This is a genomic window from Microbacterium sp. NPDC055988, assembly GCF_042269505.1.
In the GTDB taxonomy this organism is placed as follows: Bacteria; Actinomycetota; Actinomycetes; order Actinomycetales; family Microbacteriaceae; genus Microbacterium.
Map to the genome: position 1 here is coordinate 15,229 of NZ_JBHJXY010000002.1, position 22,994 is coordinate 38,222.

Below are 22,994 nucleotides of genomic sequence, written 5' to 3' on the forward strand. Positions count from 1 at the left end.
CTCAGGAACCGGGGTGAATCATGCACCTAGTCGCGACCGCAGCGCCGCTCCTGATCTACTTCTCGAGCGTGTCGGGTAACACTGCGCGCTTCATCGAGAAACTCGGACTCCCGTCCCGACGCATCCCCCTCCACCGTCACGAAGAAGACCTCGTCATCGACGAGCCCTTCGTGCTGGTCACCCCCACCTACGGCGGGGGTGCGGGGCGCGGCGTCGAGAAGGGCGCCGTCCCCAAACAGGTGATCCGGTTTCTCAACGACGAGCGCAACCGGCGCCACATCCGCGGAGTGATCTCCGCGGGCAACACCAACTTCGGCGATGCGTTCTGCCTCGCCGGTGACATCATCAGCCGCAAGTGCCACGTGCCTCACTTGTATCGGCTCGAGATCTTCGGCACACAAGACGATGTGGATCGCGTGAGCGACGGATTGGAACGACGGTGGCAGCTTCAGTGACCGAGACAGTGGCATTCAAGGCGAACCCCTCCTACGAGGGACTCGACTATCACGCCCTCAACGCGATGCTCAACCTGTACGACGCGAACGGGAAGATCCAGTTCGACGCCGACAAGCGCGCCGCGCGGGAGTACTTCCTGCAGCACGTGAACCAGAACACGGTGTTCTTCCACTCGCTCAAGGAGCGCCTGGACTACCTCGTGGAGAAGGAGTACTACGAGGGCGCCGTCATCGAGAAGTACTCGATGGAGTTCATCCAGAAGCTCAACGACCTCGCCTACGGCAAGAAGTTCCGCTTCGAGACGTTCCTCGGGGCGTTCAAGTACTACACGAGCTACACGCTGAAGACCTTCGACGGCAAGCGCTACCTCGAGCGCTTCGAGGACCGCGTCGTCATGACCGCCCTCGGTCTCGCCGACGGCGACGAGAAGCTCGCCGTCGCCCTCGTCGAGGAGATCATCTCCGGTCGCTTCCAGCCGGCCACCCCGACCTTCCTCAACGCCGGCAAGGCGCAGCGCGGCGAGCTCGTCAGCTGCTTCCTGCTGCGCATCGAAGACAACATGGAGTCGATCGCCCGCGGCATCAACTCCGCGCTGCAGCTCTCCAAGCGCGGTGGCGGTGTGGCGCTGCTGCTCTCGAACATCCGCGAGTCGGGTGCGCCGATCAAGCAGATCGAGAACCAGTCCTCGGGCATCATCCCCGTGATGAAGCTCCTCGAAGACAGCTTCAGCTACGCCAACCAGCTCGGTGCCCGTCAGGGTGCGGGTGCGGTGTACCTCAACGCCCACCACCCCGACATCATGCGCTTCCTCGACACCAAGCGTGAGAACGCCGATGAGAAGATCCGCATCAAGACGCTGTCGCTGGGTGTCGTGGTTCCCGACATCACGTTCGAGCTCGCCAAGAACGACGAGGACATGTACCTGTTCTCGCCGTATGACGTCGAGAAGGTCTACGGCGTGCCGTTCGGCGACATCTCGGTCACCGAGAAGTACCGCGAGATGGTCGACGACCCGCGCATCAAGAAGACCAAGATCAACGCGCGCGAGTTCTTCCAGACCGTTGCCGAGATCCAGTTCGAGTCCGGCTACCCGTACGTCATGTTCGAAGACACGGTGAACAAGGCCAACCCGATCAAGGGTCGGATCAACATGTCCAACCTCTGCAGCGAGATCCTGCAGGTGAACACGCCGACCACGTACAACGACGACCTGTCGTACGACAACATCGGCAAGGACATCTCCTGCAACCTCGGCTCGATGAACATCGCGCTGTCGATGGATGCCGACGACCTCGGCCAGACCGTCGAGACGGCCATCCGCGCCCTCACCGCGGTCAGCGACCAGAGCCACATCGGCTCGGTGCGCTCGATCGAGGACGGCAACGACCGCTCGCACGCCATCGGCCTCGGCCAGATGAACCTGCACGGCTACCTCGCTCGCGAGCACGTGTACTACGGCTCGGAAGAGGGCATCGACTTCACGAACATCTACTTCTACACGGTGCTGTTCCACGCGCTGCGTGCGTCGAACAACCTGGCGATCGAGCGTGGCACCACGTTCGACGGGTTCGAGGACTCGAAGTACGCGTCGGGGGAGTTCTTCGACAAGTACATCGACCAGGCGTGGGTCCCCGCGACCGAGAAGGTCAAGGAGCTCTTCGCCGGCAAGCACATCCCGACGCAGGACGACTGGGCCGAGCTGAAGGCGTCGATCCAGAAGCACGGCATCTACAACCAGAACCTGCAGGCCGTCCCGCCGACCGGCTCGATCTCGTACATCAACAACTCCACGTCGTCGATCCACCCGATCGCGTCGAAGATCGAGATCCGCAAGGAAGGCAAGCTCGGTCGCGTCTACTACCCGGCGGCGTTCATGACGAACGACAACCTGGAGTACTACCAGGACGCGTACGAGATCGGCTACGAGAAGGTCATCGACACGTACGCGGCTGCCACGCAGCACGTCGACCAGGGCCTCTCGCTGACGCTGTTCTTCAAGGACACCGCCACCACGCGTGACATCAACAAGGCGCAGATCTACGCATGGCGTAAGGGCATCAAGACGATCTACTACATCCGCCTGCGTCAGCTGGCGCTCGAGGGCACCGACATGGCCGAGTGCGTCTCGTGCATGCTCTGACCCGTTGACCCGAGAACACAGCTGAACCCCGAGAGACGACGAAGAAAATGACTCCTGAAAGACTCAAGCTGGTCTCCAGCGTGCAGGCGATCAACTGGAACCGCATCCAGGACGACAAGGACCTCGAGGTCTGGAACCGTCTGGTGAACAACTTCTGGCTGCCGGAGAAGGTGCCGCTGTCCAACGACGTGCAGTCGTGGAACACGCTCACCCCCGACGAGCAGCTGCTCACCATGCGGGTGTTCACCGGTCTCACCCTGCTCGACACGATCCAGGGCACCGTGGGTGCGGTGTCGCTGATCCCCGACGCGATCACGCCTCACGAAGAGGCCGTGTACACGAACATCGCGTTCATGGAGTCGGTGCATGCGAAGAGCTACTCCTCGATCTTCTCGACCCTCGCGTCGACGAAGGAGATCGACGAGGCGTTCCGGTGGTCGACTGAGAATCCGAACCTTCAGAAGAAGGCTCAGATCATCATGGACTACTACCAGGGAGACGACCCGCTCAAGCGCAAGGTGGCCTCCACCCTGCTGGAGTCGTTCCTCTTCTACTCGGGGTTCTACCTGCCGATCTACTGGTCGTCGAAGGCGAAGCTGACGAACACGGCCGACCTGATCCGCCTCATCATCCGCGACGAGGCCGTGCACGGGTATTACATCGGCTACAAATTCCAGAAGGGGCTCGAGAACGAGACCCAGGAGCGTCGCGACGAGCTTAAGGACTACACGTTCTCGCTCATGTACGAGCTCTACGACAACGAGGTGCAGTACACGCAGGACCTCTACGACGGTGTCGGCCTGACCGAAGACGTGAAGAAGTTCCTGCACTACAACGCCAACAAGGCCCTCATGAACCTGGGCTACGAGGCGATGTTCCCTTCCAGTGTCACGAACGTGAACCCGGCGATCCTGTCGGCGCTCTCGCCGAACGCCGACGAGAACCACGACTTCTTCTCGGGGTCGGGCTCGTCGTACGTCATCGGCAAGGCCGAGGCCACGGAAGACGACGACTGGGACTTCTAGGCACATCTGGTCGGCGACGAACTCGCCGCCAACATCTCGCCCCGGTTCGGCGGTCACATCGACCTCCGGACCGGGGCTTCGTCGCGACCTCCGCTGTACGATCGGACCCATGAATTCGCGAGTGACCCGGTCACAGAAGACCGGCGTCATATCGACGACAGAGGGCACCACCGCTGACGCACGCGTGCGCACGACCGTGACCCGCAAGCTGGTGCGCAACCCGCTCCTCTGGGGCGCGGTGCTTCTGCTCGCCGCGATCGGCTTCACGCTCGCCGGTGACGATCTGAGCTTCTTCCCCTTCCTGCTCATGCTGGTGGGTGGCTGGTGCTTCGGCTTCGCGTTCGTGAACGCGACCTTCGACATGGTGCCCGCCCGCAACGGCGTGATCCTCCACGTGATCGTGGCCGTGGTCCTGGGTGTGCTCGTCGCCTCGGTGATCGAGTTCGGGGGAGACCTGCTCGACCCGTTCCCCGATGCGGTTCGCGGTGTCGCCGTGGTGCTGCAGATGGCGGCGATCCCCGCGGTCGGATGGATCTGGCTCGGCCTCCTCAGCCGGGTCACGGATCTGCTCACGCGCCGGGATCCGAAGAAGCGCCCGCCGCCCGTGACCCCGGACTGGGAACGCGAGGAGAGCGGAGACGGGTCGATCGTGCGCTTCCCCGCCATCGAGCTTCGAATGCGCACCCTCACTCAGGCGATCGTGGCGATCGTCGTGGTCTTCGGGCTTCTCGGCGTCGTCGCGCTGATCGCGCTCGATGACATCGCGATGCGGATGGGGCCGCGGATCGCCGTCATCCTCTTGGGGATCGTCATCGGGCTGCCCGTGTACCTGGCGTTCACCACGATCCTGCGCCGCCGCACGGAGACGTGCACCGTCGCCTTCGGCAACGATGAGCTTCGAGTCCGAGTGGGCACCGCGCTCCACACGATCCCCTTCCGTGACCTGGAGTTCCTGCGCTGGCGGACCCGCAGCGACTACGCGCGCATCGAGGTGCGTGGTGCCGGTGCGGATCTGTCTCTGGTCGCCGGGCTCGCCAAGCCGCCGCGCGGTCTCTCCGCCGAGCTTCCGGCGTTGCCGAAGCGGGTCTACCGACGGCTCGAACTCGCCGGCATGACGCTCGAGAAGTCGCGCCGGGATGAAGTCGTCACCTTCCAGCGGTGATCTGACCCGATAGAACGTCGGTGCCTCATGCCATCATCCGAGCATGGAATCCCTCCGGCTCCGACTCTGGTCCGAGAACGACCTCGAACTGCTGCACGCCGCGAACACCCCTGCGATGACGGCCCATCTCAACGGGCCCGAGACCGAGGAGCAGATCGTCGAACGTCAGGCCCGTTACCTGCGACTCGTGGCGTCGGGCGAGGCGCGGATGTTCGTGATCGAAGACGGCGCAGGGGCGTCGCTCGGTTCGATCGGGTACTGGCGCATGGACTGGCGAGAAGAGCCCGCGCTGGAAACCGGTTGGTTCGTCCGGCCCGAAGCGCAGGGGCGCGGGGTGGCTTCGAGAGTCCTCGCGCTGGTCATCGACGATGCCCGCGAACATCGAGGGGACCGGCGGTTCCTGACGGCATTCCCCGGCGTCGACAACCCGGCGTCCAACGGCGTCTGCCGCCGGAACGGCTTCGCCCTGGCCGGCGCATTCACCGAGGAGTTCCGCGGCGCAGAGCTGACCGTGAACGAGTGGGTGCTCGACCTCACGGCGTGATCGACATCACCCCGCCGGGTACTCCTGCGCCTTGAGCAGCCGGGCGAGGTGCGTGGCGTTCCGCGCCGCCGTCCCGATCGCCGCGGCGACCTTCTCCGGGGTCTCGTCGAGATCCTTGTAGTCGGTGGTGTGCATCGCTTCGCCGTTCCAGTAGACCGAGCCCTGGGCCGGGATGGTGAAGCCGACGTCGTTCAGCGACTGGAAGAGGATCGCCGCGATGTGGTGGGCTCCGTCCTCATTGCCGACGATGCCCGCGATGGCGACCTTGTCGAAGAGGGTGGGGCGCCCGCGGGCGTCGGTCTCGCCGAGCTCGGCGTCGAGCCGTTCGAGCACGCGCTGCGCGACGCTGGAATGCTGTCCCATCCACGTGGGAGTGGCGAACACGAGGATGTCGGCGTCGAGGATGCGTCGTCGCACGCTCGGCCACTCGTCGCCGTCACCCATGTCCTTCTGCACTCCGGGGCTGATCGACAGGTCGACGGCGCGGACCAGGTCGCCCGTGATGCCGTGACCGGCGAGGGCGTCGAGCAGTTGGGTCGCGAGGAGGTCGGAACTCGAGGAGGCGGGCGACGGCTTCAGCGTGCAGGAGACGGCGACCGCGGTCAGTGGTGTCTTCATGCTCCGAGCAGACCAGACGACGAAGAACGTGGACAGGGGGTTTCCGAGTCCGGGCTATCCTGGTAGACGGCACCGACGACAGGAGATCCCGTGATCCTCAGCTTCCTCTTCTTCATGATCCTCTTCATCGGAGGCATCCTGCTGATGGGCATCTCGTTCGGGCTGCCGGCCCTCAACGCGCTCGCCTTCTGCGGCGGCCTCCTGCTCGTCACGCTGGCCATGGCGTTCATGCTCCGTCAGGGCGGCTCGGCGACCCGCCGGTCGAACAACTGGTCGGGCAACGCCACCGAGTGATCCGTCGCGGTCGGCGTCGCCCCGTGCGACGCGGACCGCTCACCGTCGTTTGGCGAGCCTCGCCTCGAGGTTGGCCTTCACGGCGGGCCACTCCGGCTCGATGATCGAGTACTCCACGCTGTCGCGCAGCGCCCCGTTGCGGTAGCGGCTCATGGCCCGCATCACTCCGTCTTGCTTGGCGCCGAGCCGCTCGATCGCCGTGCGTGACTGGAAGTTGACCCACTGCGTGGTCAGGCCGACACGGAAGACTCCGAGCGTCTCGAAGGCGTGCCGGAGCAGGAGGAGCTTGGATTCCGCATTGGTGCCGGTGCCATGCGCGGAGGGACGGTTCCAGGTGTAGCCGATGTGGAGACGCGGAACGTCAGCGACGATGTCGTAGTACGAGGTGAGTCCGAGAATGCGTCCGTCGGCACCGAAGGCGGTGAAGGGGACCATCTCGCTCTTCTCGATGAGCGAGATCCGCCGATCGACTTCGGCGGCCATGCCGTCGGGGGCCGGCACCGATGTGTACCAGGCCGTCTTCCACAGGTCGCCCTCCTGCGCCGCGTCGACGAGGCCGTCGACATGCGAGCGTTCGAGCGGGCGGAGTTCGACGAGTTCGCCGGTGAGGGTGACGGGGGTGGGGGTGACGAGGAAGGCCATGACGGTATTCAACCAGCGACGGGCACGGCCCCCTGCCGCAGCAGCTGCTGATAGGCGATCACCAGCTCGATCGTGACCCCCAACTCGAAGGCCAGACTGGCGAGGTGAGGCCCGCGGAACTCTTCCGCCTCGGCGTAGGTCCGCGGGGTGATCAGCCGACACGCGGCCCATTCGTCGGCCTGGCGCTCCTGCTGCGCGCGAACCATGGGCAGGCGAGCCGGGGTGTGCCCGAACCGGGCGTGCCCGAGCTCATGGGCCAGCACGCTTCGCGTCGTGCGCGCGCTCATGCCCGGGCTGAGGCGGATCGTGCGCGTCATCGGATCGAAGCCGCCGCGCGTGCGGCCGGGGCGCTCGACGATGCGCAGGCTCTGTTCCTCGGCGAGGTGCAGAAGCTCGTCCATAGCTCTCCTCCTCACCGTGCCCGCCGGCATCGTGCGACGCGGCTAGTCGTAGAGGTCGTCCGTGTCCGAGTCGTGCGACGTGCGGGATTCGAAAGCGACCTCGCGGGTATCTTCTCGTGGACCGGCGACATCGGGGGTGGGGCGGATCGGAGTGATGCGCGCGGTCGTCTCGCCGTCTGCTCTGAGGCGTTCCTCCGCGCGGGCGAAGAGGACGTGGGGCTCGAGACCGAGAGCGTCGCAGACCGAGTACACGACCGGGACGGGGATGGCGCGCTTGCCGGTGACGTAGTTGTCCAGAGCGCTGCGCGCGATGCCGATGGTCCGCGCCATCGCCGCGATGCTGCTCCTGGACGCGGCGATCTCCGCGCGGATCTGACGCCCCACGGCGTCGTTGAACTCCTCGGCAGGTGTCTTCACCCGGCTCACGATAGCAGCGCCTCGACTCCAGAATGCCGCCATTATGGTGCAGGAGGAGGCGCGGAGTGTCCGTGCGGGGTACTACCGTGTGCGTATGGGGACAGGATTGCGTCATATGTTGGCATCGACGGTGGATGGAGCCCGAGTGCACGCCGGGATGTCGTTCACTCGGCTTTCGGAGCTCTCGGGCATCGAGCCGGAAGCGCTCGCAGAGCTGCTGGAGGGGCAGACCGACTTCACGGTCGTCGACCTCGTCGGCATCGCCACGGCGCTCGACATCCCGATCACGAGGCTTCTCCCGGTGTCCGCCGCCGACGACTACTGATATCGGCCGCGCACAGTAGCGTGGTCCGCATGAAGACTGTGCCGTTCGGATCGTCCACCGCCCCCGCCCTCGTCGCCGGCATGATGCGCATCGACGACAAGGACGACGCGCACATCCGGGCGCTCTACGCCGCAGCCCGAGAGTCCGGCATCGACTTCTTCGACCATGCCGACATCTACGGCGGGAGCATGCACCACGGCGAGGCGCGCTTCGCCGGTGCGTTGAAGCTCAGCGCCTCCGAGCGCGACGAGATCGTGCTGCAGACCAAGTGCGGGATCGTGCCGGCGCAGGGGATGTTCGATTTCTCCTACGAGCACATCGTCGCCCAGGTCGAAGGCTCCCTGGCCGCGCTCCAGACCGATCGCCTCGACGTGCTGCTGCTGCACCGCCCCGACATCCTCGTCGAGCCCGAAGAGGTCGCCCGCGCGTTCGACGAGCTGGAGGCCGCGGGCAAGGTCCGGGCTTTCGGCGTCTCGAACCACACGCCGCGACAGATCGATCTGCTCCGCACGGCCGTCCGGCAGCCGCTGGTCGCCAACCAGCTGCAGCTGTCGATCACCCATGCGCCGATCCTCGCTCAGCCGGTCGCGGCGAACATCGCCGGCCACGAGCAGAGCATCGTGCGCGACGGCGGCGGCATCGTGGAGTACTGCCGCATCAACGGCATCACGATCCAGGCCTGGTCGCCGTTCCAGGACGGCCGCGGTCACGGAGTGTTCCTCGGCAACCCCGAGTACCCGGAGCTGAACGCGGTGATCGATCGCCTCGCCGCGTCGTACGGCGTGACTCCGCTGGCCGTCGCGACCGCCTGGATCACCCGCCACCCCGCCGGCATGCAGGTGGTCCTCGGCACGACCACACCCGAGCGCGTGCGCGAGGCCGCGATGGGTGCCGACCTCGAACTCACCCGGCCGGAGTGGTACGAGCTGTTCCGCGCCGCCGGACACCTGCTGCCATAGAAGTGGTTCGGGGTCGCGCGGCACCGTCACGCCGTCGTCTACCCTGAACTCATGCCGTTCCTGTTCTCGCTCCTCGTCATCGCCCTGATGATCGGCGCGCTGATCGACATCATCACCCGCGACAGCGCCCTGGTGAAGCACCTGCCGAAGATGGTGTGGATCATCATCGTGATCCTGCTGCCGCTCATCGGCAGCGTGCTGTGGTTCGCGATCGGGCGCGAGTACGGAGAGTCGGGCGTTCCCATTCCCCGCATGCGCAGGGCGGAGCGGCCGGCCGCCACCCGCACCGACGTGCGCCCCTCGCCTCCGGCGGACACGCGCACGACCGAGCAGCAGATCGCCGATCTCGACCGTGAGATCGAGGAATGGCGCCTCCGCGAGGAGGTCGAGAAGCGTCGCCGCGACGGGGACGCTTCCTCCGGCTCGGCCGGAACCCTCTCTTAGGCCGAGGCCCCTTCGCGGTCGAAGGATTCGCGGATCGCCTCCTCCAGCTGCGGGTAGCGGAACTCGAAGCCTGCGGCGGTGAGCTTTTCGGGCAGCACCCACCGGCTCTTCAGGACGAGTTCGGTCTCGGTGCGGATGCCGATGGCGCCGAGCTCCAGCATCCAGCGGGGCAGAGGCGGACCGATGCGAGCGCCCAGCACGCGACGGACGGTCGCCATGAACTCGACGTTGTCGACCGGATTCGGGGATGCGACGTTGACCGGTCCCTCGAGCGACGGCGTCCGCTCCACGAAGTCGATGATGCGGGCGACGTCGTCGATGTGCACCCAGCTAAACCGCTGACTTCCGCGGCGCGCACGGAAGTGATGAACGGTCCCGGCCCGGCGCCGCGCGGCACTCGCGGGCCACCGGCCGTCGTATTGCGGACCGCCGAGTCCCAGCCTGGCGAGGTTCTTCAGCGGCTCGAGCACGCCGCCGTGGCCGAGCACGATGGCGCTGCGAAGGGCGACGCGGCGGGTGGCGGGCAGCTCGTCTGCGAACAGCGCCCTCTCCCAGGCCTTCGCGACCTCGACCGAGAAGCCGGTGCCGAGCTCGCCCGTCGACTCGGTCATCGGACGGTCTTCGGCGTGCCGGTAGATCGTGGCCGTCGAGGAGTTCACCCAGACGGCGGGAGGTGCCGAGGCGCGGGCGATCGCCGTGCTCAGCGAGGCGGTCGTGTCGAGCCGCGACCGGAAGATCTCCGCGCGGTTCTCCGGCGTGTACCGGCAGTTGACGCTCTTGCCGGCGAGCCCGATCACCAGGGATGCGCCGTCGACCGCGCGGTCGATCCCGATCTGATCGCCCCAGCGGAGGTCGGCGCCCGAGCGCGATATCGTGACGACCTCACGGCCCTCGGCGCGGAGTCGGGAGGCGAGGTGACTGCCCATGAATCCCGTGGATCCGCCGATCACGACTCGGCCTGCGTTCATGCGGAATGCTCCTTCTGTGCGGTGCGGGGGACCTCGGCGATGTGCGGGACGGCGTACTCGAATTCGCCCCGATACTCGTACACGCGGCCGATGAGGGGTGCGTCGATCGTGAGCGCCACCTGCTGCCGGTCGACGTCGTCGTCGAAGCGCTCCGTGAGGCGGACGACCGGCGAGACCAGGCGGGGGATGCGAATCCGGAGGCGCCCGAGTCGCACGCCCACGGCCCGACTCGTGAGGCGGAGCGCGCCGTCGTGCACCTCGACGTCGAAGCAGGCAGCGATGAGCCCGGGCTCACCGAGCCCGTCCACCACGCGGCCGTGACGGGTGAGCGCGACCGCGTCGTGCATGACCCACGGACCCCGGGCGAAGTGGAAGGTGCGCTCGCCGATGGCCCGGGAGGCGATCGTGCGGTTCTCGACACGGAAGGGGACGTCGCGCTCCCAGACGGCCGCGACGACCCCGCGACGTTCGAGGATGCGGAGCAGGGGCCAGAGCCATCGCCGCGGAGTGCCGACCACGTGGAACACGCCCTCGCCGATGCCGACGGCGCCGTCGGGGACCGCCGCGAAGTAGGCGCGCAGACGCGGGTGCAGGTCGTCGAGGCGGTCGCCGAGAGCCCGGGTATAGGGCGATTGCGGCACGGACGTCACGCTTCGAGCCTAGACGGGCGGTCGCAGCAGTCGATCGAGCAGAGCGAGCGCCTCGTGCTGCGGCGCGGTCTCATCCAGCAGCCACTGCGTCTGGAGGCCGTCCGACGCGGCGACCACGAGCGCAGCGACGGCATCCGCGTCGACGTCCGTGCGGATCTGCCCGCCTTCCTGCTGCCGACGCACGGTCTCGGCGAGTCGGTCGCGCAGACGCGCGAATCGACCGGTGGCGAACGTGCGTGCCGCCGGGTGTCCCTCCTCGAGCGCCGACGCGACGAGGGTGGAGTACAGCTGCACGAGACCGGGGATCGCGCGGTTGAAGCGTGCCGACTCGATCATCATCTCGACCGGCGTCGCGTCGGGCGACGGGGGATCCGGCTGCCGCCCCGGTGCGTTGCTCTCCTCGTAGACGGCGACGAGCAGCTCTTCGAGCGAGCCGAAGTAGTGCGTGAGGGCAGCGTGCGTGACGCCGGCTTCGCGCGCGATCGCCCGCAGGCTCGTGCGGTCGGAGCCGCGTTCGGCGAAGACCTCGATGGCGCGATCGAGGATCTCCTGTCGGCGAGCGATCCCCTTCGCGTAGGTGCCCCGCGGGCGGGGCCGCTCGGCAGGCTCAGGCGTGTCGGCGGGCATGGGGTGAGTCTAGCGAACAAAAACTTCCACGTGGAGGTATTTGGTGATAGCGTGCCTGCACGGGGCAGTGACCCCGCACGTCACCGCAGACCGAAGGAGCACGACCGATGACGATTCAGACCTCCCTGCAGCTGTTCACGATCAAGGACCAGCTGGAGGCCGACCTCGAGGGCACGCTCTCGGCGGTCGCCGCCCGCGGCTTCACCGCCGTGGAGCCCTACGACTTCGTCCGCCGTGCCGAGCCGCTCGCCGCCGCGCTCTCCGCAGCCGGGCTGACCGCGCCGTCGGGGCACGCCTTCCTCGCCTCGGAGTCGTTCGTGAACCCGGACGGCAGCGGCACGACCATCCCCGTCCCCACGCCCGACGTCGTCTTCGCCGCAGCCCGGGTGCTGGGCATGGACACGGTCATCGACCCGTACACCGAGCCTGCCCGCTGGGAGTCGGTCGCGCAGATCGAGGAGACCGCCCGTCTGCTGAACGAGGCCGCCGAGATCGGTGCGACCGTCGGCGTCCGCGTCGGCTACCACAACCACGCCCATGAGCTGGAGGCCGTCTTCGACGGAGTGACCGGGCTGGAGGTCCTCGCCGGGCTGCTCGACGAGCGCGTCGTGCTCGAGGTCGACCTGTACTGGGTGGCGCGCGGCGGTGTCGACCCCGTCGCGCTGCTCCAGCGCCTCGGTGACCGCGTGATCGCGGTGCACGCGAAGGACGGCACGCTCGACCTGGCGCTCGCCGGCGCCTACCCGCCCGCCGACCAGGTGGCCGCGGGTGAGGGATCCGTTCCGCTCGTCGAATCCATCGCCGCCGCCCCGGCGCTCGAGCTTGCGATCGTCGAGTTCGACCACTACGAGGGCGACCTGTTCGACGCGATCGAGCGCAGCCGCGTCTTCCTCGACGAGAAGGTGGCCGGCTGATGGCGGGTCCTGTCGGCGTCGGCATCATCGGTGCCGGGAACATCAGCGACCAGTACCTGTCGAACCTCACCACCTTCCCGGATGTCCGGGTGATCGCGGTCGCCGACGTCATCGAGGAGCGGGCGAAGGCCCAGGCCGAGAAGTACGGCGTGCCGCGCTCCGGTGGTGTCGACGTGGTGCTCGACGACCCCGAGATCGACATCGTCGTGAACCTCACCATCCCCGCCGTGCACGTCGAGGTCTCCGAGGCGATCATCGCCGCGGGCAAGCACGTCTGGACGGAGAAGCCGATCGGCGTCAGCCGCGAGGAGTCGCGCCGGCTGCTGGAGAAGGCGGATGCCGCCGGCCTCCGCATCGGCGTGGCCCCGGACACCGTGCTCGGACCGGGCGTGCAGACCGCCAAGCGGGCGATCGCGCGCGGTGACATCGGACGCCCCCTGTTCGGGCAGACCACCTTCCAGTGGCAGGGGCCGGAGATCTTCCACCCGAACCCCGCGTTCCTGTACGCCAAGGGCGCAGGGCCGCTGCTCGACATGGGTCCGTACTACGTGTCGACGCTCGTGCACGTGTTCGGGCCGGTCGCCGCCGTCGCCGCCCTCGGACTGCAGGGGACGCCGACGCGTCGCGTGCAGGTCGGCGAGCTGGCCGGCCAGGAGTTCCCGGTCGAGATCCCCTCCACGCTCAGCGTGCTGATGGACTTCGAAGAGGGCGGACAGGCGCAGAGCCTGTACAGCACCGACTCGCCGCTGCTGCGACAGGGGATCGTCGAGATCACCGGCACCGAGGGCACGATCGTGATCCCCGATCCGAACACCTTCGGGGGCCCGATCACGATCACGCGCCCGCTCACGCGCCAGTTCGTGCCGCCGGAGCCGATGACGCAGGAGATCGTCGACATCGCGCAGGAGGGTGTGCTCTCCGGCCGCGGAGTCGGGCTGCTCGACATGGCGCGCGCGATCGCCGCGGACCGCCCGCACGTCGCCACGGGGGAGTTCGGCTACCACGTGCTCGACACGCTCCTCTCGATCGAAGAGGCCGCCGAGTCGCGCAGCTTCGTCCCCGTCGAGAGCACGCTGGATCAGGTCGGCGCGATCGACGCCGGCTTCGACCCGTTCGAGGCCACGCTCTGAAGGCCGCCGCTTGAGGCGGCGGGGGTGCGGGTCAGCGCGCCTTCGCCGCCACGTAGCGGTCGACGCTCGCGGGGGAGAGCACCTCGCGCGCGACCATGATCGCGGCCCCCAGCACGGCCGCGCGGTCACCGGCCTGCGACTGCACGATCGCCAGGTGCTGCGTCGCCAGGGGGATCGACCGTCGGTAGACGACCTCGCGCACGCCCGCGAGCAGGTGCTCCCCGGCGCGGGCGATGCTGCCGCCGAGCACGATGATCGACGGGTTCAGGAGGTTGACGACGGTCGCGAGGACCTCGCCCACATCGCGCCCCGCCTGACGGGTCGCCTCGATCGCGGCGGCGTTCCCGGCGCGGACCAGGTCGACGACATCCGACGGGCCGTGCACGTCGAGTCCTTCCGCGCGGAGCGCGATCGCGAGAGCGGAGCCGCTGGCGAGGGCCTCGAGGTCGCGCTCGTCGCCGGGCTCGCGGGTCGATCCCGCGCCGGCGGGCACCTGCACGTGACCCATGTCTCCCGCGGATCCCTGCGCGCCGCGCTGCAACTGTCCGCCCGCGATGATGCCGGCGCCGATGCCGGTCGAGACCTTGACGAAGACGAGGTCTTCGACCTGCGGCCAGCTCATCGCCTGCTCGCCGAGGGCCAGGATGTTGACGTCGTTGTCGACCAGCACCGGCACGTCGAAGGTCTTCTGCACATAGGCGGGAACGTCGAACCGATCCCAGCCGGGCATGATCGGCGGATTGGTCGGTCGGCCGGTGGAGTGCTCCACGGGGCCGGGGACGCCGATGCCGACGCCGACCAGCGGGAGTCCGCCGGCGGTCGAGTCGAGCAGGTCGGCGGCGTCCGCGAGGATCGTGTCGAGCAGGCTCTCCGGGCCGTCGCCGATGTCGATCGTGCGCGTGCGGGCATCGAGGATGACCGCGGCGAGGTCGGCGACCGCGACCGTCGCATGCGTGGCGCCGAGGTCGACGGCCAGCACGAGCCCGGCCCGCGGGTTGAAGGCCACGCGCGCGGGCGGTCGCCCGCCGGTCGAGACGGCCTCCCCGGCGGGGCGGACGAGGTCGGCGGCGAGGAGCGCGTCCACCCGCAGGGCCACGGTGGACCGGGCGAGGCCGGTGAGCATGGCGAGCTCCGCCTTCGTCCTGGCGTGACCGTCGCGGAGGATCTGGAAGATCTCTCCGATCCCCGATGCGATCGCCGGAGCCGGCCTGAGAACGTCAACCATTGCGTCAGTAAACCACAGCACTTCGGCGTCTCGCCGATCGACTTCCGATTTCCGTCAGATAACTTTTGACGAAGCTCTAGCAAAAGTCTGCAAGTCTGTGTCAGAATCGCCGCATGACAACGGATGTCACTGACACCGGTCTCGGGACGATCCGAGCCGGCATCCTCGGCGGAGGATTCATGGCCCGCGTGCATCGCACCGCGGCCCGCGACGCCGGCGGCGAACTGCGCGCCGTCGCCACTCGTTCCCGCGAAGGAAGCCGCGATGCCGCGCTGGCGCTCGGCGCCGGTCGAGCCGAGAGTGACGCGGCGGCTCTGCTGGAGGCGGGGGACATCGATGTCGTGCACGTCTGCACGCCGAACGCCACGCACGCCGAACTCGCCCTCCAGGCACTGCACGCGGGCAAGCACGTCGTGTGCGAGAAGCCGCTCGCGACGACGGCGCAGGACGCCAAGGTGCTCGCCGAGACCGCGGAGGCCCGCGGGCTGGTGGCGGCCGTGCCGTTCATCTACCGCTATCACCCGATGGTGCGCGAGGCCCGGGCACGGATCGCCCGCGGCGAGGCCGGCGACCTGCTCACCCTCGACTGCTCCTACCTGCAGGACTGGATGCTGCTGTCGAGCGACGACGACTGGCGGGTGCGCTCCGAGTCCGGTGGGGCATCCCGTGCCTTCGCCGACATCGGCTCGCACCTGTGCGACCTGATCGAGTTCGTGATCGGCGAGCGGATCCACGCGCTGAGCGCCCGCACCCGTCGGGTCTTCTCGGAGCGCTCCGGCCAGTCGGTCGACACCGAGGACATCGTCGCGGTGCTCGTGGAGACCGAGTCCGGTGCTCTTGGCACGCTGCTCATCTCGCAGATGGCCGCCGGCCGCAAGAACGCCCTCACGCTCGAACTGCACGGCTCCCGGCAGAGCCTGCGCTTCGAGCAGGAGCGGCCGGAGGAGCTGTGGATCGGCATGCGAGAGGAGTCCCGGCTGCTGCTGCGCGACCCCGCCACCGCCGACCCGGATTCCGCGCGGCTGCAGCGGGTTCCGGCGGGACACCCGATGGGCTACCAGGATGCATTCAACGGCTTCGTCGCCGACGTCTATGCGGCGATCGCCGGGGCGGAACCCGACGGGCTGCCGACGTTCGCGGACGGCTACCGCTCGGCCGTGCTGACCGAGGCCGTGCTCGCTTCGGCGGCAGACGCCGGACGATGGGTGGAGGTGACGGCATGATCGCGACCATGACTGAGCCCGTGCTGCGGGTGGCGGGCATCCGCAAGTCGTTCTTCGGCGTCGAGGTGCTCAAGGGGATCGACTTCGACGTGCGGCCCGGCGAGGTGCACGGCCTCGTCGGCGAGAACGGCGCGGGCAAGTCCACGCTCATGAAGATCATCGCCGGCGTGCAGCCGGCCGACGAGGGCACGATCTCGTATCTCGGCGAAGAGGTGCACCACGCGCACCCGCGCCAGGCGATGGATGCCGGCATCGTCACGGTCTTCCAGGAGTTCACGCTGCTGCCGGAGCGCACCGTCGCCCAGAACGTCTACCTCGGCCGCGAGCCGCGCCGGCGGGGATTCGTCGACCAGCGCGCCATGAACTCCCGGACCGCCGATCTGCTCACCGACCTCGGCGTCTCCTTCATCGAGCCGACCGCCCGCGTCGGCTCGCTCACGGTCGCCGAGCAGCAGATCGTCGAGATCGTCAAGGCGCTCTCGTTCGACGCGCGGATCATCTCGATGGACGAGCCGACCGCCGCGCTCAGCGACCGCGAGGTCGAGCTGCTCTACGCGATCATCCGCCGGCTCACCTCCCGCGGCGTCGCCGTGATCTACGTCTCGCACCGGTTGAAGGAGATCTTCGACCTGTGCGACCGCATCACCATCCTCAAGGACGGCGCGCTCGTCTCGACCGACGACACCGCGGCACTCACCACCGACGAGCTGGTGCGGCGCATGGTCGGCCGCTCCATCCAGTCGTACTTCCCGGACGCGGTCGAGGGTACGACGGTGGGGGAGGCGAAACTCGAACTCGACGGTTGCGGCAACGCCTACGTCGACGGGGTGTCCCTCACGCTCCGTGCCGGGGAGATCGTCGGCATCGCCGGGCTGCAGGGCTCCGGACGCACCGAACTGGTGGAAGGGGTGTTCGGCATCCAGGCCTTCACCCGGGGCTCGATGCGCATCGACGGCGCGCCCGTGCGCATCCCGAACGCCCGTGCCGCGGTCCGCGCCGGCCTCGCCCTCGTGTCGGAGGACCGCAAAGCGCAGGGCCTCGCCCTCGGGCAGTCGGTCCTCGACAACGCGCTCCTCGTCGTCCGCAGCGTGTTCGCCGGCCGGACCGCCGCCTCCCGGCGCGAGGTGCCCGGCATCCTGAGCTCGCTCGAGGTGAGCTCGCAGGGCGTCGATCAGGAGGTGCGCTTCCTCTCCGGCGGCAACCAGCAGAAGGTGGTGCTGGCCAAGTGGCTGCTCACCCAGCCGCAGATCGTGCTCTTCGACGAGCCCACCCGCGGCATCGACGTCGGCGCGAAGTACGCCGTGTACCAGCTGATGCGCGAGCTCGCGGCGCAGGGGAAGGCCGTGCTGATGGTGTCGAGCGAACTGCCGGAGGTGATCGGCATGAGCGACCGGATCCTGGTCATGCACGACGGCGAGCTCGTCGCCGAGCTGCCGGCCGGGTCCGCGGAGCACGAGATCCTCGGGGCTGCCACCGGTGCCATCGATCCCGGTGTCATCCATCCCGGTGCCGCGACCGAGGGAGGTGCGCGATGAAGCGTCTGAAGATCGACTCCACTGTCATCGTGCTCGGCATCCTGCTGCTGGTCCTCGTCATCGGAGCGATCCTGGTCGGCACCGTCGGGCGCAACTTCCTCAGCGCCGGCAACATCCGCGACATCCTGACCGGCATGAGCGTGCTCGGGCTCGTCGCCATCGGGCAGACGCTCGTGGTGCTCGGCGCCTCCCTCGACCTTTCGGTCACCTACGTGATCAGCCTGTCGAGTCTGCTGGCGGCCACGATGATGAACGACAACGCCGCGAACATCCCGGTGGCCGTGATCGTCACGCTGCTCGTGTGCGCCGGCGTGGGCCTGGTGAACGGTCTCATCGTGACCGTGCTCAAGGTGAACGGCTTCATCGCGACGCTCGGCGTCGGCCTCATCCTGCAGGGCATCCTCAACACGAACTTCGAGGGGGCGGCGGGCAAGGTGCCCTGGGCGTTCCAGCTCATCGGCGCCACCGGCGTCGGACCCATCCCGGTCTCCACGCTCATCATGATCGTGCTGGCCGTGGTCATCTGGGTGCTCCTCAACCGCACCCGCACCGGAGCCCATCTCTACGCCGTGGGCGGCGACCCCGAGATCGCCCGGCTGTCGGGGGTCCGCATCCGGATGCCGCTCATCTGGGCGCACGTGCTCTGCTCGGTGTTCGCCGGGCTCGCGGGTCTGCTGCTCGCCAGCCGCCTCGGCGTCGGCAGCCCGACGGTGGGGCAGCAGGGCGGCTACGCGCTGCTGTCGATCGCGGCGGTCGTGCTCGGTGGAACGCTGCTGCTCGGCGGGCGCGGCTCCATCTGGGGCACGATCGGCGGCGTGGCGATCCTCGCGGTCGTCGACAACGTCATGAGCGTCATGCAGGTCAACCCGTTCCTCAAGGACGTGGTGCGCGGTGTCGTGATCGTCGCCGCCGTGGCCGTGTACAGCCGCCGGTCGGTCATCCGCCGCCGCCCGCGCTTCGGCGCCGGAGGCACCCGCACCGGTGGGGACGATGCCGCGAAGGCGGCGGAGCCCGAGATGGCCGCCGCCGCGTCGCAGCTCGCAGACGTCACCACTGTCACCGCATCCGATACCGGCACCGCCGCGGAAGGAGGACGCTCATGAACGCGCTGCGCACCCTCGTGAGCCCCCGCGGGGCCGTCTTCCTGCTGCTCGTGCTGCTGCTGGTGGCCGTCACGATCCTGAACCCGAGCTTCGCCGAGCCCGGCCAGTTCATGCGCTTCCTCCAGCGAGTGGCGCCCATCGCGATCGTCGCGATCGGGCAGTACTTCGTGATCATCGCGGGGGAGTTCGATCTCTCGCAGGGCTCGCTCATCACGGCGCAGGTCATCATCGCCGGCAACCTGGTGGGCCAGGACGACGCCCGCACGGTGCCGGTCCTGCTGCTCATGATCGTGTTCGCGGTGGCGGTCGGCCTCGTGAACGGCGTGATCACGACACTGCTCAAGGTGCCGTCGTTCATCGTCACGCTCGGCATGATGCTCGCCCTCCTCGGCGGAGTGATGTGGTGGACCGGGGGAGCGGCGACCGGGAACCCGGCCGACAGCTTCCGCGAGATCGGTCGAGGCGGCATCCGCGACGTGCCGTTCCTCGAGTTCATCCCCTGGGCGGTGCTGCTGCTCATCGTGTGGCTGGGGCTCGGCATCTGGATCACCAAGCGGCCGCTGGGCAAGACGCTCATCGCGATCGGCGACAACGCCGGTGCGGTCGACTACGCCGGAGCCCGCCGCGCCTGGGTCACCACCCGCGCGTTCGTCATCTCGTCGCTCTCGGCCTCGCTGTCGGCAGTGCTCCTGGTCGGATACGCCGGTGTGCACCCCTCGGTCGGTCGCGGATACGAGTTCACCGCCATCACGGCCGTGGTGCTCGGCGGCGTTGTGCTGGGCGGTGGTCGCGGCTGGATCGTCGGCGCGGTCGCCGGTGCCTTCGCCCTCGAAGCCCTGTTCATGCTGCTCAACATCGCCGGGATCCCCTCGACGCTCCGCGATGCCGTGCAGGGCGTGATCATCATCGCCGCGGTCGCCTACTCCGCCGTCGCCTTCCGGGCACGGCGCAAGCGCGGCCCGCTGCCATCGGATCTAGTCACTGCAGAACCCACAACCCGCACCATCAACACAGAAACCAGAGGAGATTAGCAATGCGACGATCGATGAAGATCGCCACCGCAGGGGTGGCCCTCTTCGGCCTCATCGCGCTCGCCGGGTGTACGACAGACCCGTCCGTGGCGCCGGCGGAGTCGGAGAACCCCGAGGAGACGGCAGAGACGACAGAGTGGTTCGACCAGGAGCTCTTCGACAAGCAGGACGAGGAGCGCGGCGTCACTCCGCAGGGGCCCGAAGACGAGCCGTACCTGCAGCACATCAACGCCGAGATGGTCGACACGGCGGAGTTCGCGAGCGAGGGGGCCAAGAAGGCCTGCTTCGCCAACGCCTCGATCTCCAACCCGTGGCGCCAGACCGGCTGGATCACGATGAACGAGCAGCTGAAGGCGCTGCAGGAGGCCGGCGCGATCAGCGAGATGGAGACCCGCGACGCGCAGGACTCCGATGACACGCAGATCGCCGATATCGACTACTTCATCGCCGAGGGCGGGTGCGACGTCTTCCTCATCTCGCCGAACAGCACGGCGGCCATGACCCCGGCCGTCGAGCGGGCGTGTGAGACGGGCAAGCCGGTCATCGTGTTCGACCGCGGTGTGAACACCGACTGCCCGGTCACGTTCATCCACCCGATCGGCGGCTTCGCCTGGGGCATCGACACCGCCGAGTTCCTCATCGACAACCTCGAAGAGGGCGACAAGGTCGTGGCTCTGCGCATCCTCCCGGGTGTCGACGTGCTCGAGCACCGCTGGGCCGCCGCCGAGAAGCTCTTCGACGAGGCCGGCATCGAGGCCGTGGATCACTTCACGGGCGCCGATCCCGCCGAGATCAAGAGCATCATCAGCGACGAGCTCGCCAAGGGCGACGTGCACGGCATCTGGATGGACGCCGGTGACGGCGCGGTTGCAGCCATCGAGGCGTTCGAGGACGCCGGAGCGGACTACCCGGTCATGACCGGTGAGGACGAGATGAGCTTCCTGCGCAAGTGGAAGGACACGGGGCTCACGGGTCTCGCGCCGGTGTACTCCAACTTCCAGTGGCGCACCCCGCTGCTCGCGGCGCAGATGATCTTCGCCGGCGAAGAGGTTCCGAAGGAATGGGTCCTCCCGCAGAAGCCGATCACGGAGCCCGAGCTCGACGACTACCTGAAGGCCAACGAGGGCATGCCCGACGGCCACTACGCCAAGTTCGGCGGGGAGAACCTCCCCGGATACCCGACGGTGTGGCAGGAGCGCCAGATCCCGTAACCGAAATCCGCTCCCACCCTTCCGCTTCGCCTTTGTGGAGTGGGAGGGTGGGAGCGCTTCACGATCACAAGGACAATGATGCCCCGCACGATCGCCGTCAACACCTGGGTGTGGACGTCTCCGCTGACCGACGCGTCGCTCGAGCCGCTCGCCCGCAAGGCCAAGAACCTCGGCTACGACGCGCTGGAGCTGCCGCTTGAGAGCGTCGGCGACTGGGATCCCGCGCGAACCCGTGAGGTGCTCGACGGCCTGGGACTGGGGGCGATCGTCGTCGGAGCCATGGGGCCCGGACGCTCTTTAGTCGCCCGAGCCGGCGATGTGGCCGCGACGCAGACCTACCTCCGCGCCTGCATCGCGGCGGCGCAGACGCTCGGATCCGACGTCGTGGCCGGTCCGTTCTACGCGCCCACCGGCGTCACCTGGCGGATGGATGCCGAGGAGCGGGCGGCGGTCGTGGGGGAGCTGCGGGAGAACCTCGCGCCGCTTGTCGCCGAGGCGGCCGAGGCGGGCATCACACTGACGATCGAGCCGCTCAACCGCTACGAGACGAGCCTGCTCAACACGGTCGAGCAGAGCCTGGATGCGCTCGGGCCGCTGCTCGGTGCGGGACTCGGGCTCGCGCTCGACACCTACCACCTCAACATCGAGGAGAAGAAACCGACCGACGCGATCCGGGCTGCCGGTGCCGCGATCGCCCACGTGCAGGTGTGCGGGAGCGACCGTGGGGCCGTCGGGGACGACCACACCGACTGGCCCGGGATCTTCGCGGCCCTCGACGACGCCGGCTATCGCGGCCCGCTGGGGTTGGAGAGCTTCACGGGGGAGAACGCCACGATCGCGGTCGCGGCCTCGGTGTGGCGGCCGCTCGCCCCGAGTCAGGACGAACTCGCCGCGCGCAGCATCGCCGCCCTCCGAGCTTTCGAAACGAAGGAGTCCTCATGAGCACGCATCCGGTCACCCTGTTCACCGGCCAATGGGCGGATCTGCCGTTCGAGGAGGTCGCCCGCCTCGCTGCCGAGTGGGGCTATGACGGGCTGGAAGTCGCCGCCTCCGGTGATCACCTCGACCTGCGGCGTGCCGATGAGGACGACGCCTATGTGGCCTCGCGCCGGGAGATCCTCGACCGGCACGGCCTGAAGATCTTCGCGATCTCGAACCATCTCGCCGGTCAGGCCGTGTGCGATGCGCCGATCGACTTCCGGCACCAGGCGATCCTGCGCGAGTACGTGTGGGGCGACGGCGAGGCGGAGGGCGTGCGGCAGCGGGCGGCCGAGGACATGAAGCGGGCGGCCCGCGTCGCGCGCAAGCTCGACATCGACACCGTGGTCGGGTTCACCGGCTCGTCGATCTGGCCGTATCTGGCGATGTTCCCGCCGGTTCCGGCATCCGTCATCGAGGGCGGGTTCGAGGATTTCGCCGCCCGATGGAACCCGATCCTCGACGTTTTCGACGCGGAGGGCGTGCGGTTCGCGCACGAGGTGCATCCGGGCGAGATCGCCTACGACTACTGGTCATCGGTGCGCGCGCTGGAGGCGATCGAGCATCGGGAGGCGTTCGGTTTCAACTGGGATCCGTCGCACATGATGTGGCAGAACATCGATCCGGTCGGGTTCATCGTGGACTTCGCGGACCGGATCTACCACGTGGACTGCAAGGACACCCGGATGAGGCCGCACAACGGCCGGGCTGGCGTGCTCGGGTCGCACCTGCCGTGGGGCGACCCGCGGCGGGGCTGGGACTTCGTCTCGACCGGTCACGGAGATGTGCCGTGGGAGGACTCGTTCCGCGCGCTGGACGCGATCGGCTACTCCGGCCCCATCTCGATCGAGTGGGAGGACGCCGGCATGGACCGTCTACACGGCGCCCCTGAGGCGCTGGCCTACGTGCGGTCGCTGCTGTGGCCCAAGCCCGAAGCATCGTTCGACGCCGCGTTCAGCAACCAGTGACCAC

At 68.2% G+C, this 22,994-nt stretch carries 26 protein-coding genes; 18 read left to right on the forward strand and 8 right to left on the reverse strand.

Features of this window, described 5'->3' with window-relative positions; translation table 11 throughout:
- Positions 1 to 20: 20 nt before the first annotated feature.
- The 5 genes from nrdI (at position 21) to ACFC14_RS17240 (ending at position 5,327) form a co-directional block, all read left to right on the forward strand.
- On the forward strand, positions 21 to 455 hold the full coding sequence (gene nrdI / locus ACFC14_RS17220) for a class Ib ribonucleoside-diphosphate reductase assembly flavoprotein NrdI (RefSeq protein ID WP_136041436.1): 435 nt from the start codon (positions 21 to 23) through the stop codon (positions 453 to 455).
- Positions 452 to 2,596 carry a class 1b ribonucleoside-diphosphate reductase subunit alpha gene (gene nrdE / locus ACFC14_RS17225; RefSeq protein ID WP_021199955.1) on the forward strand — a complete coding sequence of 715 codons (2,145 nt, stop codon included), beginning with the start codon at positions 452 to 454 and terminating at the stop codon, positions 2,594 to 2,596. The genes nrdI and nrdE overlap by 4 nt, the downstream gene beginning before the upstream one ends.
- Positions 2,597 to 2,643: 47 nt before the next feature.
- Entirely contained in the window at positions 2,644 to 3,621 is a 978-nt protein-coding gene (gene nrdF, locus ACFC14_RS17230) for a class 1b ribonucleoside-diphosphate reductase subunit beta (RefSeq protein WP_017828866.1), read from the forward strand.
- A 121-nt stretch (positions 3,622 to 3,742) separates the two neighbouring features.
- Complete coding sequence (locus ACFC14_RS17235; RefSeq protein WP_376107332.1) at positions 3,743 to 4,783, forward strand: hypothetical protein; 1,041 nt, start codon at positions 3,743 to 3,745, stop codon at positions 4,781 to 4,783.
- Between the two features lie 43 nt (positions 4,784 to 4,826).
- A complete protein-coding gene (locus ACFC14_RS17240) occupies positions 4,827 to 5,327 on the forward strand; it encodes a GNAT family N-acetyltransferase (protein ID WP_376107334.1) in 501 nt (166 codons plus the stop codon).
- A 6-nt stretch (positions 5,328 to 5,333) separates the two neighbouring features.
- Here ACFC14_RS17240 and ACFC14_RS17245 read toward each other — a convergent pair whose 3' ends face one another.
- Positions 5,334 to 5,945 carry a flavodoxin family protein gene (locus tag ACFC14_RS17245; protein ID WP_376107336.1) on the reverse strand — a complete coding sequence of 204 codons (612 nt, stop codon included), beginning with the start codon at positions 5,943 to 5,945 and terminating at the stop codon, positions 5,334 to 5,336.
- A 90-nt stretch (positions 5,946 to 6,035) separates the two neighbouring features.
- On the opposite strand from ACFC14_RS17245, the gene ACFC14_RS17250 reads away from it, so the two are divergent.
- Positions 6,036 to 6,239, forward strand: coding sequence for a hypothetical protein (locus ACFC14_RS17250; protein WP_136041432.1), 204 nt, complete (start codon positions 6,036 to 6,038; stop codon positions 6,237 to 6,239).
- 39 nt (positions 6,240 to 6,278) lie between these two features.
- Here ACFC14_RS17250 and ACFC14_RS17255 read toward each other — a convergent pair whose 3' ends face one another.
- From ACFC14_RS17255 to ACFC14_RS17265, 3 genes are read right to left on the reverse strand one after another with little or no spacing between them, the layout of a single operon-like run.
- A complete protein-coding gene (locus tag ACFC14_RS17255) occupies positions 6,279 to 6,881 on the reverse strand; it encodes a GNAT family N-acetyltransferase (RefSeq protein WP_376107340.1) in 603 nt (200 codons plus the stop codon).
- A gap of 8 nt (positions 6,882 to 6,889) precedes the next feature.
- Positions 6,890 to 7,282: an ImmA/IrrE family metallo-endopeptidase gene (locus ACFC14_RS17260; RefSeq protein ID WP_376107343.1), complete on the reverse strand. Its 393-nt coding sequence runs from the start codon at positions 7,280 to 7,282 to the stop codon at positions 6,890 to 6,892.
- A gap of 42 nt (positions 7,283 to 7,324) precedes the next feature.
- A complete protein-coding gene (locus ACFC14_RS17265; protein WP_240745025.1) occupies positions 7,325 to 7,699 on the reverse strand; it encodes a helix-turn-helix domain-containing protein in 375 nt (124 codons plus the stop codon).
- Between the two features lie 115 nt (positions 7,700 to 7,814).
- On the opposite strand from ACFC14_RS17265, the gene ACFC14_RS17270 reads away from it, so the two are divergent.
- Genes ACFC14_RS17270 through ACFC14_RS17280 form a run of 3 tightly spaced genes read left to right on the forward strand, consistent with a single transcriptional unit; the run spans position 7,815 to position 9,427 of the window.
- The gene (locus ACFC14_RS17270) at positions 7,815 to 8,024 is read left to right on the forward strand and encodes an XRE family transcriptional regulator (protein ID WP_376107346.1); all 210 of its coding nucleotides are present in this window, start codon (positions 7,815 to 7,817) and stop codon (positions 8,022 to 8,024) included.
- 29 nt (positions 8,025 to 8,053) lie between these two features.
- Complete coding sequence (locus ACFC14_RS17275) at positions 8,054 to 8,983, forward strand: aldo/keto reductase family oxidoreductase (RefSeq protein WP_376107348.1); 930 nt, start codon at positions 8,054 to 8,056, stop codon at positions 8,981 to 8,983.
- 51 nt (positions 8,984 to 9,034) lie between these two features.
- A complete protein-coding gene (locus ACFC14_RS17280; protein ID WP_376107351.1) occupies positions 9,035 to 9,427 on the forward strand; it encodes a PLDc N-terminal domain-containing protein in 393 nt (130 codons plus the stop codon).
- Here the strand turns inward: ACFC14_RS17280 and ACFC14_RS17285 are convergent.
- From ACFC14_RS17285 to ACFC14_RS17295, 3 genes are read right to left on the reverse strand one after another with little or no spacing between them, the layout of a single operon-like run.
- Positions 9,424 to 10,395, reverse strand: a complete 972-nt coding sequence (locus ACFC14_RS17285) for an epimerase (protein WP_376107353.1) — start codon at positions 10,393 to 10,395, stop codon at positions 9,424 to 9,426. The two genes, ACFC14_RS17280 and ACFC14_RS17285, sit on opposite strands and share 4 nt — an antisense overlap.
- The gene (locus tag ACFC14_RS17290) at positions 10,392 to 11,045 is read right to left on the reverse strand and encodes a DUF4166 domain-containing protein (RefSeq protein ID WP_376107356.1); all 654 of its coding nucleotides are present in this window, start codon (positions 11,043 to 11,045) and stop codon (positions 10,392 to 10,394) included. The genes ACFC14_RS17285 and ACFC14_RS17290 overlap by 4 nt, the downstream gene beginning before the upstream one ends.
- A 9-nt stretch (positions 11,046 to 11,054) precedes the next feature.
- On the reverse strand, positions 11,055 to 11,672 hold the full coding sequence (locus ACFC14_RS17295) for a TetR/AcrR family transcriptional regulator (protein ID WP_376107359.1): 618 nt from the start codon (positions 11,670 to 11,672) through the stop codon (positions 11,055 to 11,057).
- Positions 11,673 to 11,779: 107 nt separating this feature from the next.
- On the opposite strand from ACFC14_RS17295, the gene ACFC14_RS17300 reads away from it, so the two are divergent.
- Both ACFC14_RS17300 and ACFC14_RS17305 read left to right on the forward strand, forming a co-directional pair.
- Positions 11,780 to 12,586, forward strand: a complete 807-nt coding sequence (locus ACFC14_RS17300) for a sugar phosphate isomerase/epimerase family protein (protein WP_376107361.1) — start codon at positions 11,780 to 11,782, stop codon at positions 12,584 to 12,586.
- Complete coding sequence (locus tag ACFC14_RS17305; protein WP_376107364.1) at positions 12,586 to 13,716, forward strand: Gfo/Idh/MocA family protein; 1,131 nt, start codon at positions 12,586 to 12,588, stop codon at positions 13,714 to 13,716. The genes ACFC14_RS17300 and ACFC14_RS17305 overlap by 1 nt, the downstream gene beginning before the upstream one ends.
- 31 nt (positions 13,717 to 13,747) lie before the next feature.
- Here ACFC14_RS17305 and ACFC14_RS17310 read toward each other — a convergent pair whose 3' ends face one another.
- Positions 13,748 to 14,941, reverse strand: a complete 1,194-nt coding sequence (locus ACFC14_RS17310; protein ID WP_376107366.1) for an ROK family protein — start codon at positions 14,939 to 14,941, stop codon at positions 13,748 to 13,750.
- A 113-nt stretch (positions 14,942 to 15,054) separates the two neighbouring features.
- Between ACFC14_RS17310 and ACFC14_RS17315 the strand changes: the two genes are divergently transcribed.
- From ACFC14_RS17315 to ACFC14_RS17345, 7 genes are all read left to right on the forward strand, one after another.
- On the forward strand, positions 15,055 to 16,164 hold the full coding sequence (locus ACFC14_RS17315; protein WP_376107369.1) for a Gfo/Idh/MocA family protein: 1,110 nt from the start codon (positions 15,055 to 15,057) through the stop codon (positions 16,162 to 16,164).
- Positions 16,165 to 16,172: 8 nt separating this feature from the next.
- Positions 16,173 to 17,699 (forward strand): sugar ABC transporter ATP-binding protein, encoded by a 1,527-nt coding sequence (locus ACFC14_RS17320; RefSeq protein WP_376107372.1) that lies wholly within the window; start codon positions 16,173 to 16,175, stop codon positions 17,697 to 17,699.
- Positions 17,696 to 18,802 carry an ABC transporter permease gene (locus ACFC14_RS17325; RefSeq protein ID WP_376107375.1) on the forward strand — a complete coding sequence of 369 codons (1,107 nt, stop codon included), beginning with the start codon at positions 17,696 to 17,698 and terminating at the stop codon, positions 18,800 to 18,802. Before ACFC14_RS17320 ends, ACFC14_RS17325 begins: the two co-directional genes overlap by 4 nt.
- Positions 18,799 to 19,833, forward strand: a complete 1,035-nt coding sequence (locus ACFC14_RS17330; protein ID WP_136040591.1) for an ABC transporter permease — start codon at positions 18,799 to 18,801, stop codon at positions 19,831 to 19,833. Before ACFC14_RS17325 ends, ACFC14_RS17330 begins: the two co-directional genes overlap by 4 nt.
- 2 nt (positions 19,834 to 19,835) lie before the next feature.
- Positions 19,836 to 21,044, forward strand: a complete 1,209-nt coding sequence (locus tag ACFC14_RS17335) for a substrate-binding domain-containing protein (RefSeq protein WP_376107378.1) — start codon at positions 19,836 to 19,838, stop codon at positions 21,042 to 21,044.
- Positions 21,045 to 21,122: 78 nt separating this feature from the next.
- The gene (locus tag ACFC14_RS17340) at positions 21,123 to 21,986 is read left to right on the forward strand and encodes a sugar phosphate isomerase/epimerase family protein (RefSeq protein ID WP_376107381.1); all 864 of its coding nucleotides are present in this window, start codon (positions 21,123 to 21,125) and stop codon (positions 21,984 to 21,986) included.
- Entirely contained in the window at positions 21,983 to 22,990 is a 1,008-nt protein-coding gene (locus tag ACFC14_RS17345; protein WP_376107382.1) for a sugar phosphate isomerase/epimerase family protein, read from the forward strand. Before ACFC14_RS17340 ends, ACFC14_RS17345 begins: the two co-directional genes overlap by 4 nt.
- Positions 22,991 to 22,994: the final 4 nt, after the last annotated feature.

What these genes read in the sequence shown, in the direction of transcription:
- nrdI (WP_136041436.1), top strand. Translation starts at nt 21, where the DNA reads ATGCACCTAGTCGCGACCGCAGCGCCGCTCCTGATCTACTTCTCGAGC.
- nrdF (WP_017828866.1), top strand. Translation starts at nt 2,644, where the DNA reads ATGACTCCTGAAAGACTCAAGCTGGTCTCCAGCGTGCAGGCGATCAAC.
- ACFC14_RS17240 (WP_376107334.1), top strand. Translation starts at nt 4,827, where the DNA reads ATGGAATCCCTCCGGCTCCGACTCTGGTCCGAGAACGACCTCGAACTG.
- ACFC14_RS17245 (WP_376107336.1), bottom strand. Translation starts at nt 5,945, where the DNA reads ATGAAGACACCACTGACCGCGGTCGCCGTCTCCTGCACGCTGAAGCCG.
- ACFC14_RS17255 (WP_376107340.1), bottom strand. Translation starts at nt 6,881, where the DNA reads ATGGCCTTCCTCGTCACCCCCACCCCCGTCACCCTCACCGGCGAACTC.
- ACFC14_RS17260 (WP_376107343.1), bottom strand. Translation starts at nt 7,282, where the DNA reads ATGGACGAGCTTCTGCACCTCGCCGAGGAACAGAGCCTGCGCATCGTC.
- ACFC14_RS17270 (WP_376107346.1), top strand. Translation starts at nt 7,815, where the DNA reads ATGTTGGCATCGACGGTGGATGGAGCCCGAGTGCACGCCGGGATGTCG.
- ACFC14_RS17275 (WP_376107348.1), top strand. Translation starts at nt 8,054, where the DNA reads ATGAAGACTGTGCCGTTCGGATCGTCCACCGCCCCCGCCCTCGTCGCC.
- ACFC14_RS17280 (WP_376107351.1), top strand. Translation starts at nt 9,035, where the DNA reads ATGCCGTTCCTGTTCTCGCTCCTCGTCATCGCCCTGATGATCGGCGCG.
- ACFC14_RS17285 (WP_376107353.1), bottom strand. Translation starts at nt 10,395, where the DNA reads ATGAACGCAGGCCGAGTCGTGATCGGCGGATCCACGGGATTCATGGGC.
- ACFC14_RS17295 (WP_376107359.1), bottom strand. Translation starts at nt 11,672, where the DNA reads ATGCCCGCCGACACGCCTGAGCCTGCCGAGCGGCCCCGCCCGCGGGGC.
- ACFC14_RS17300 (WP_376107361.1), top strand. Translation starts at nt 11,780, where the DNA reads ATGACGATTCAGACCTCCCTGCAGCTGTTCACGATCAAGGACCAGCTG.
- ACFC14_RS17305 (WP_376107364.1), top strand. Translation starts at nt 12,586, where the DNA reads ATGGCGGGTCCTGTCGGCGTCGGCATCATCGGTGCCGGGAACATCAGC.
- ACFC14_RS17310 (WP_376107366.1), bottom strand. Translation starts at nt 14,941, where the DNA reads ATGGTTGACGTTCTCAGGCCGGCTCCGGCGATCGCATCGGGGATCGGA.
- ACFC14_RS17315 (WP_376107369.1), top strand. Translation starts at nt 15,055, where the DNA reads ATGACAACGGATGTCACTGACACCGGTCTCGGGACGATCCGAGCCGGC.
- ACFC14_RS17320 (WP_376107372.1), top strand. Translation starts at nt 16,173, where the DNA reads ATGACTGAGCCCGTGCTGCGGGTGGCGGGCATCCGCAAGTCGTTCTTC.
- ACFC14_RS17325 (WP_376107375.1), top strand. Translation starts at nt 17,696, where the DNA reads ATGAAGCGTCTGAAGATCGACTCCACTGTCATCGTGCTCGGCATCCTG.
- ACFC14_RS17330 (WP_136040591.1), top strand. Translation starts at nt 18,799, where the DNA reads ATGAACGCGCTGCGCACCCTCGTGAGCCCCCGCGGGGCCGTCTTCCTG.
- ACFC14_RS17335 (WP_376107378.1), top strand. Translation starts at nt 19,836, where the DNA reads ATGCGACGATCGATGAAGATCGCCACCGCAGGGGTGGCCCTCTTCGGC.
- ACFC14_RS17340 (WP_376107381.1), top strand. Translation starts at nt 21,123, where the DNA reads ATGCCCCGCACGATCGCCGTCAACACCTGGGTGTGGACGTCTCCGCTG.
- ACFC14_RS17345 (WP_376107382.1), top strand. Translation starts at nt 21,983, where the DNA reads ATGAGCACGCATCCGGTCACCCTGTTCACCGGCCAATGGGCGGATCTG.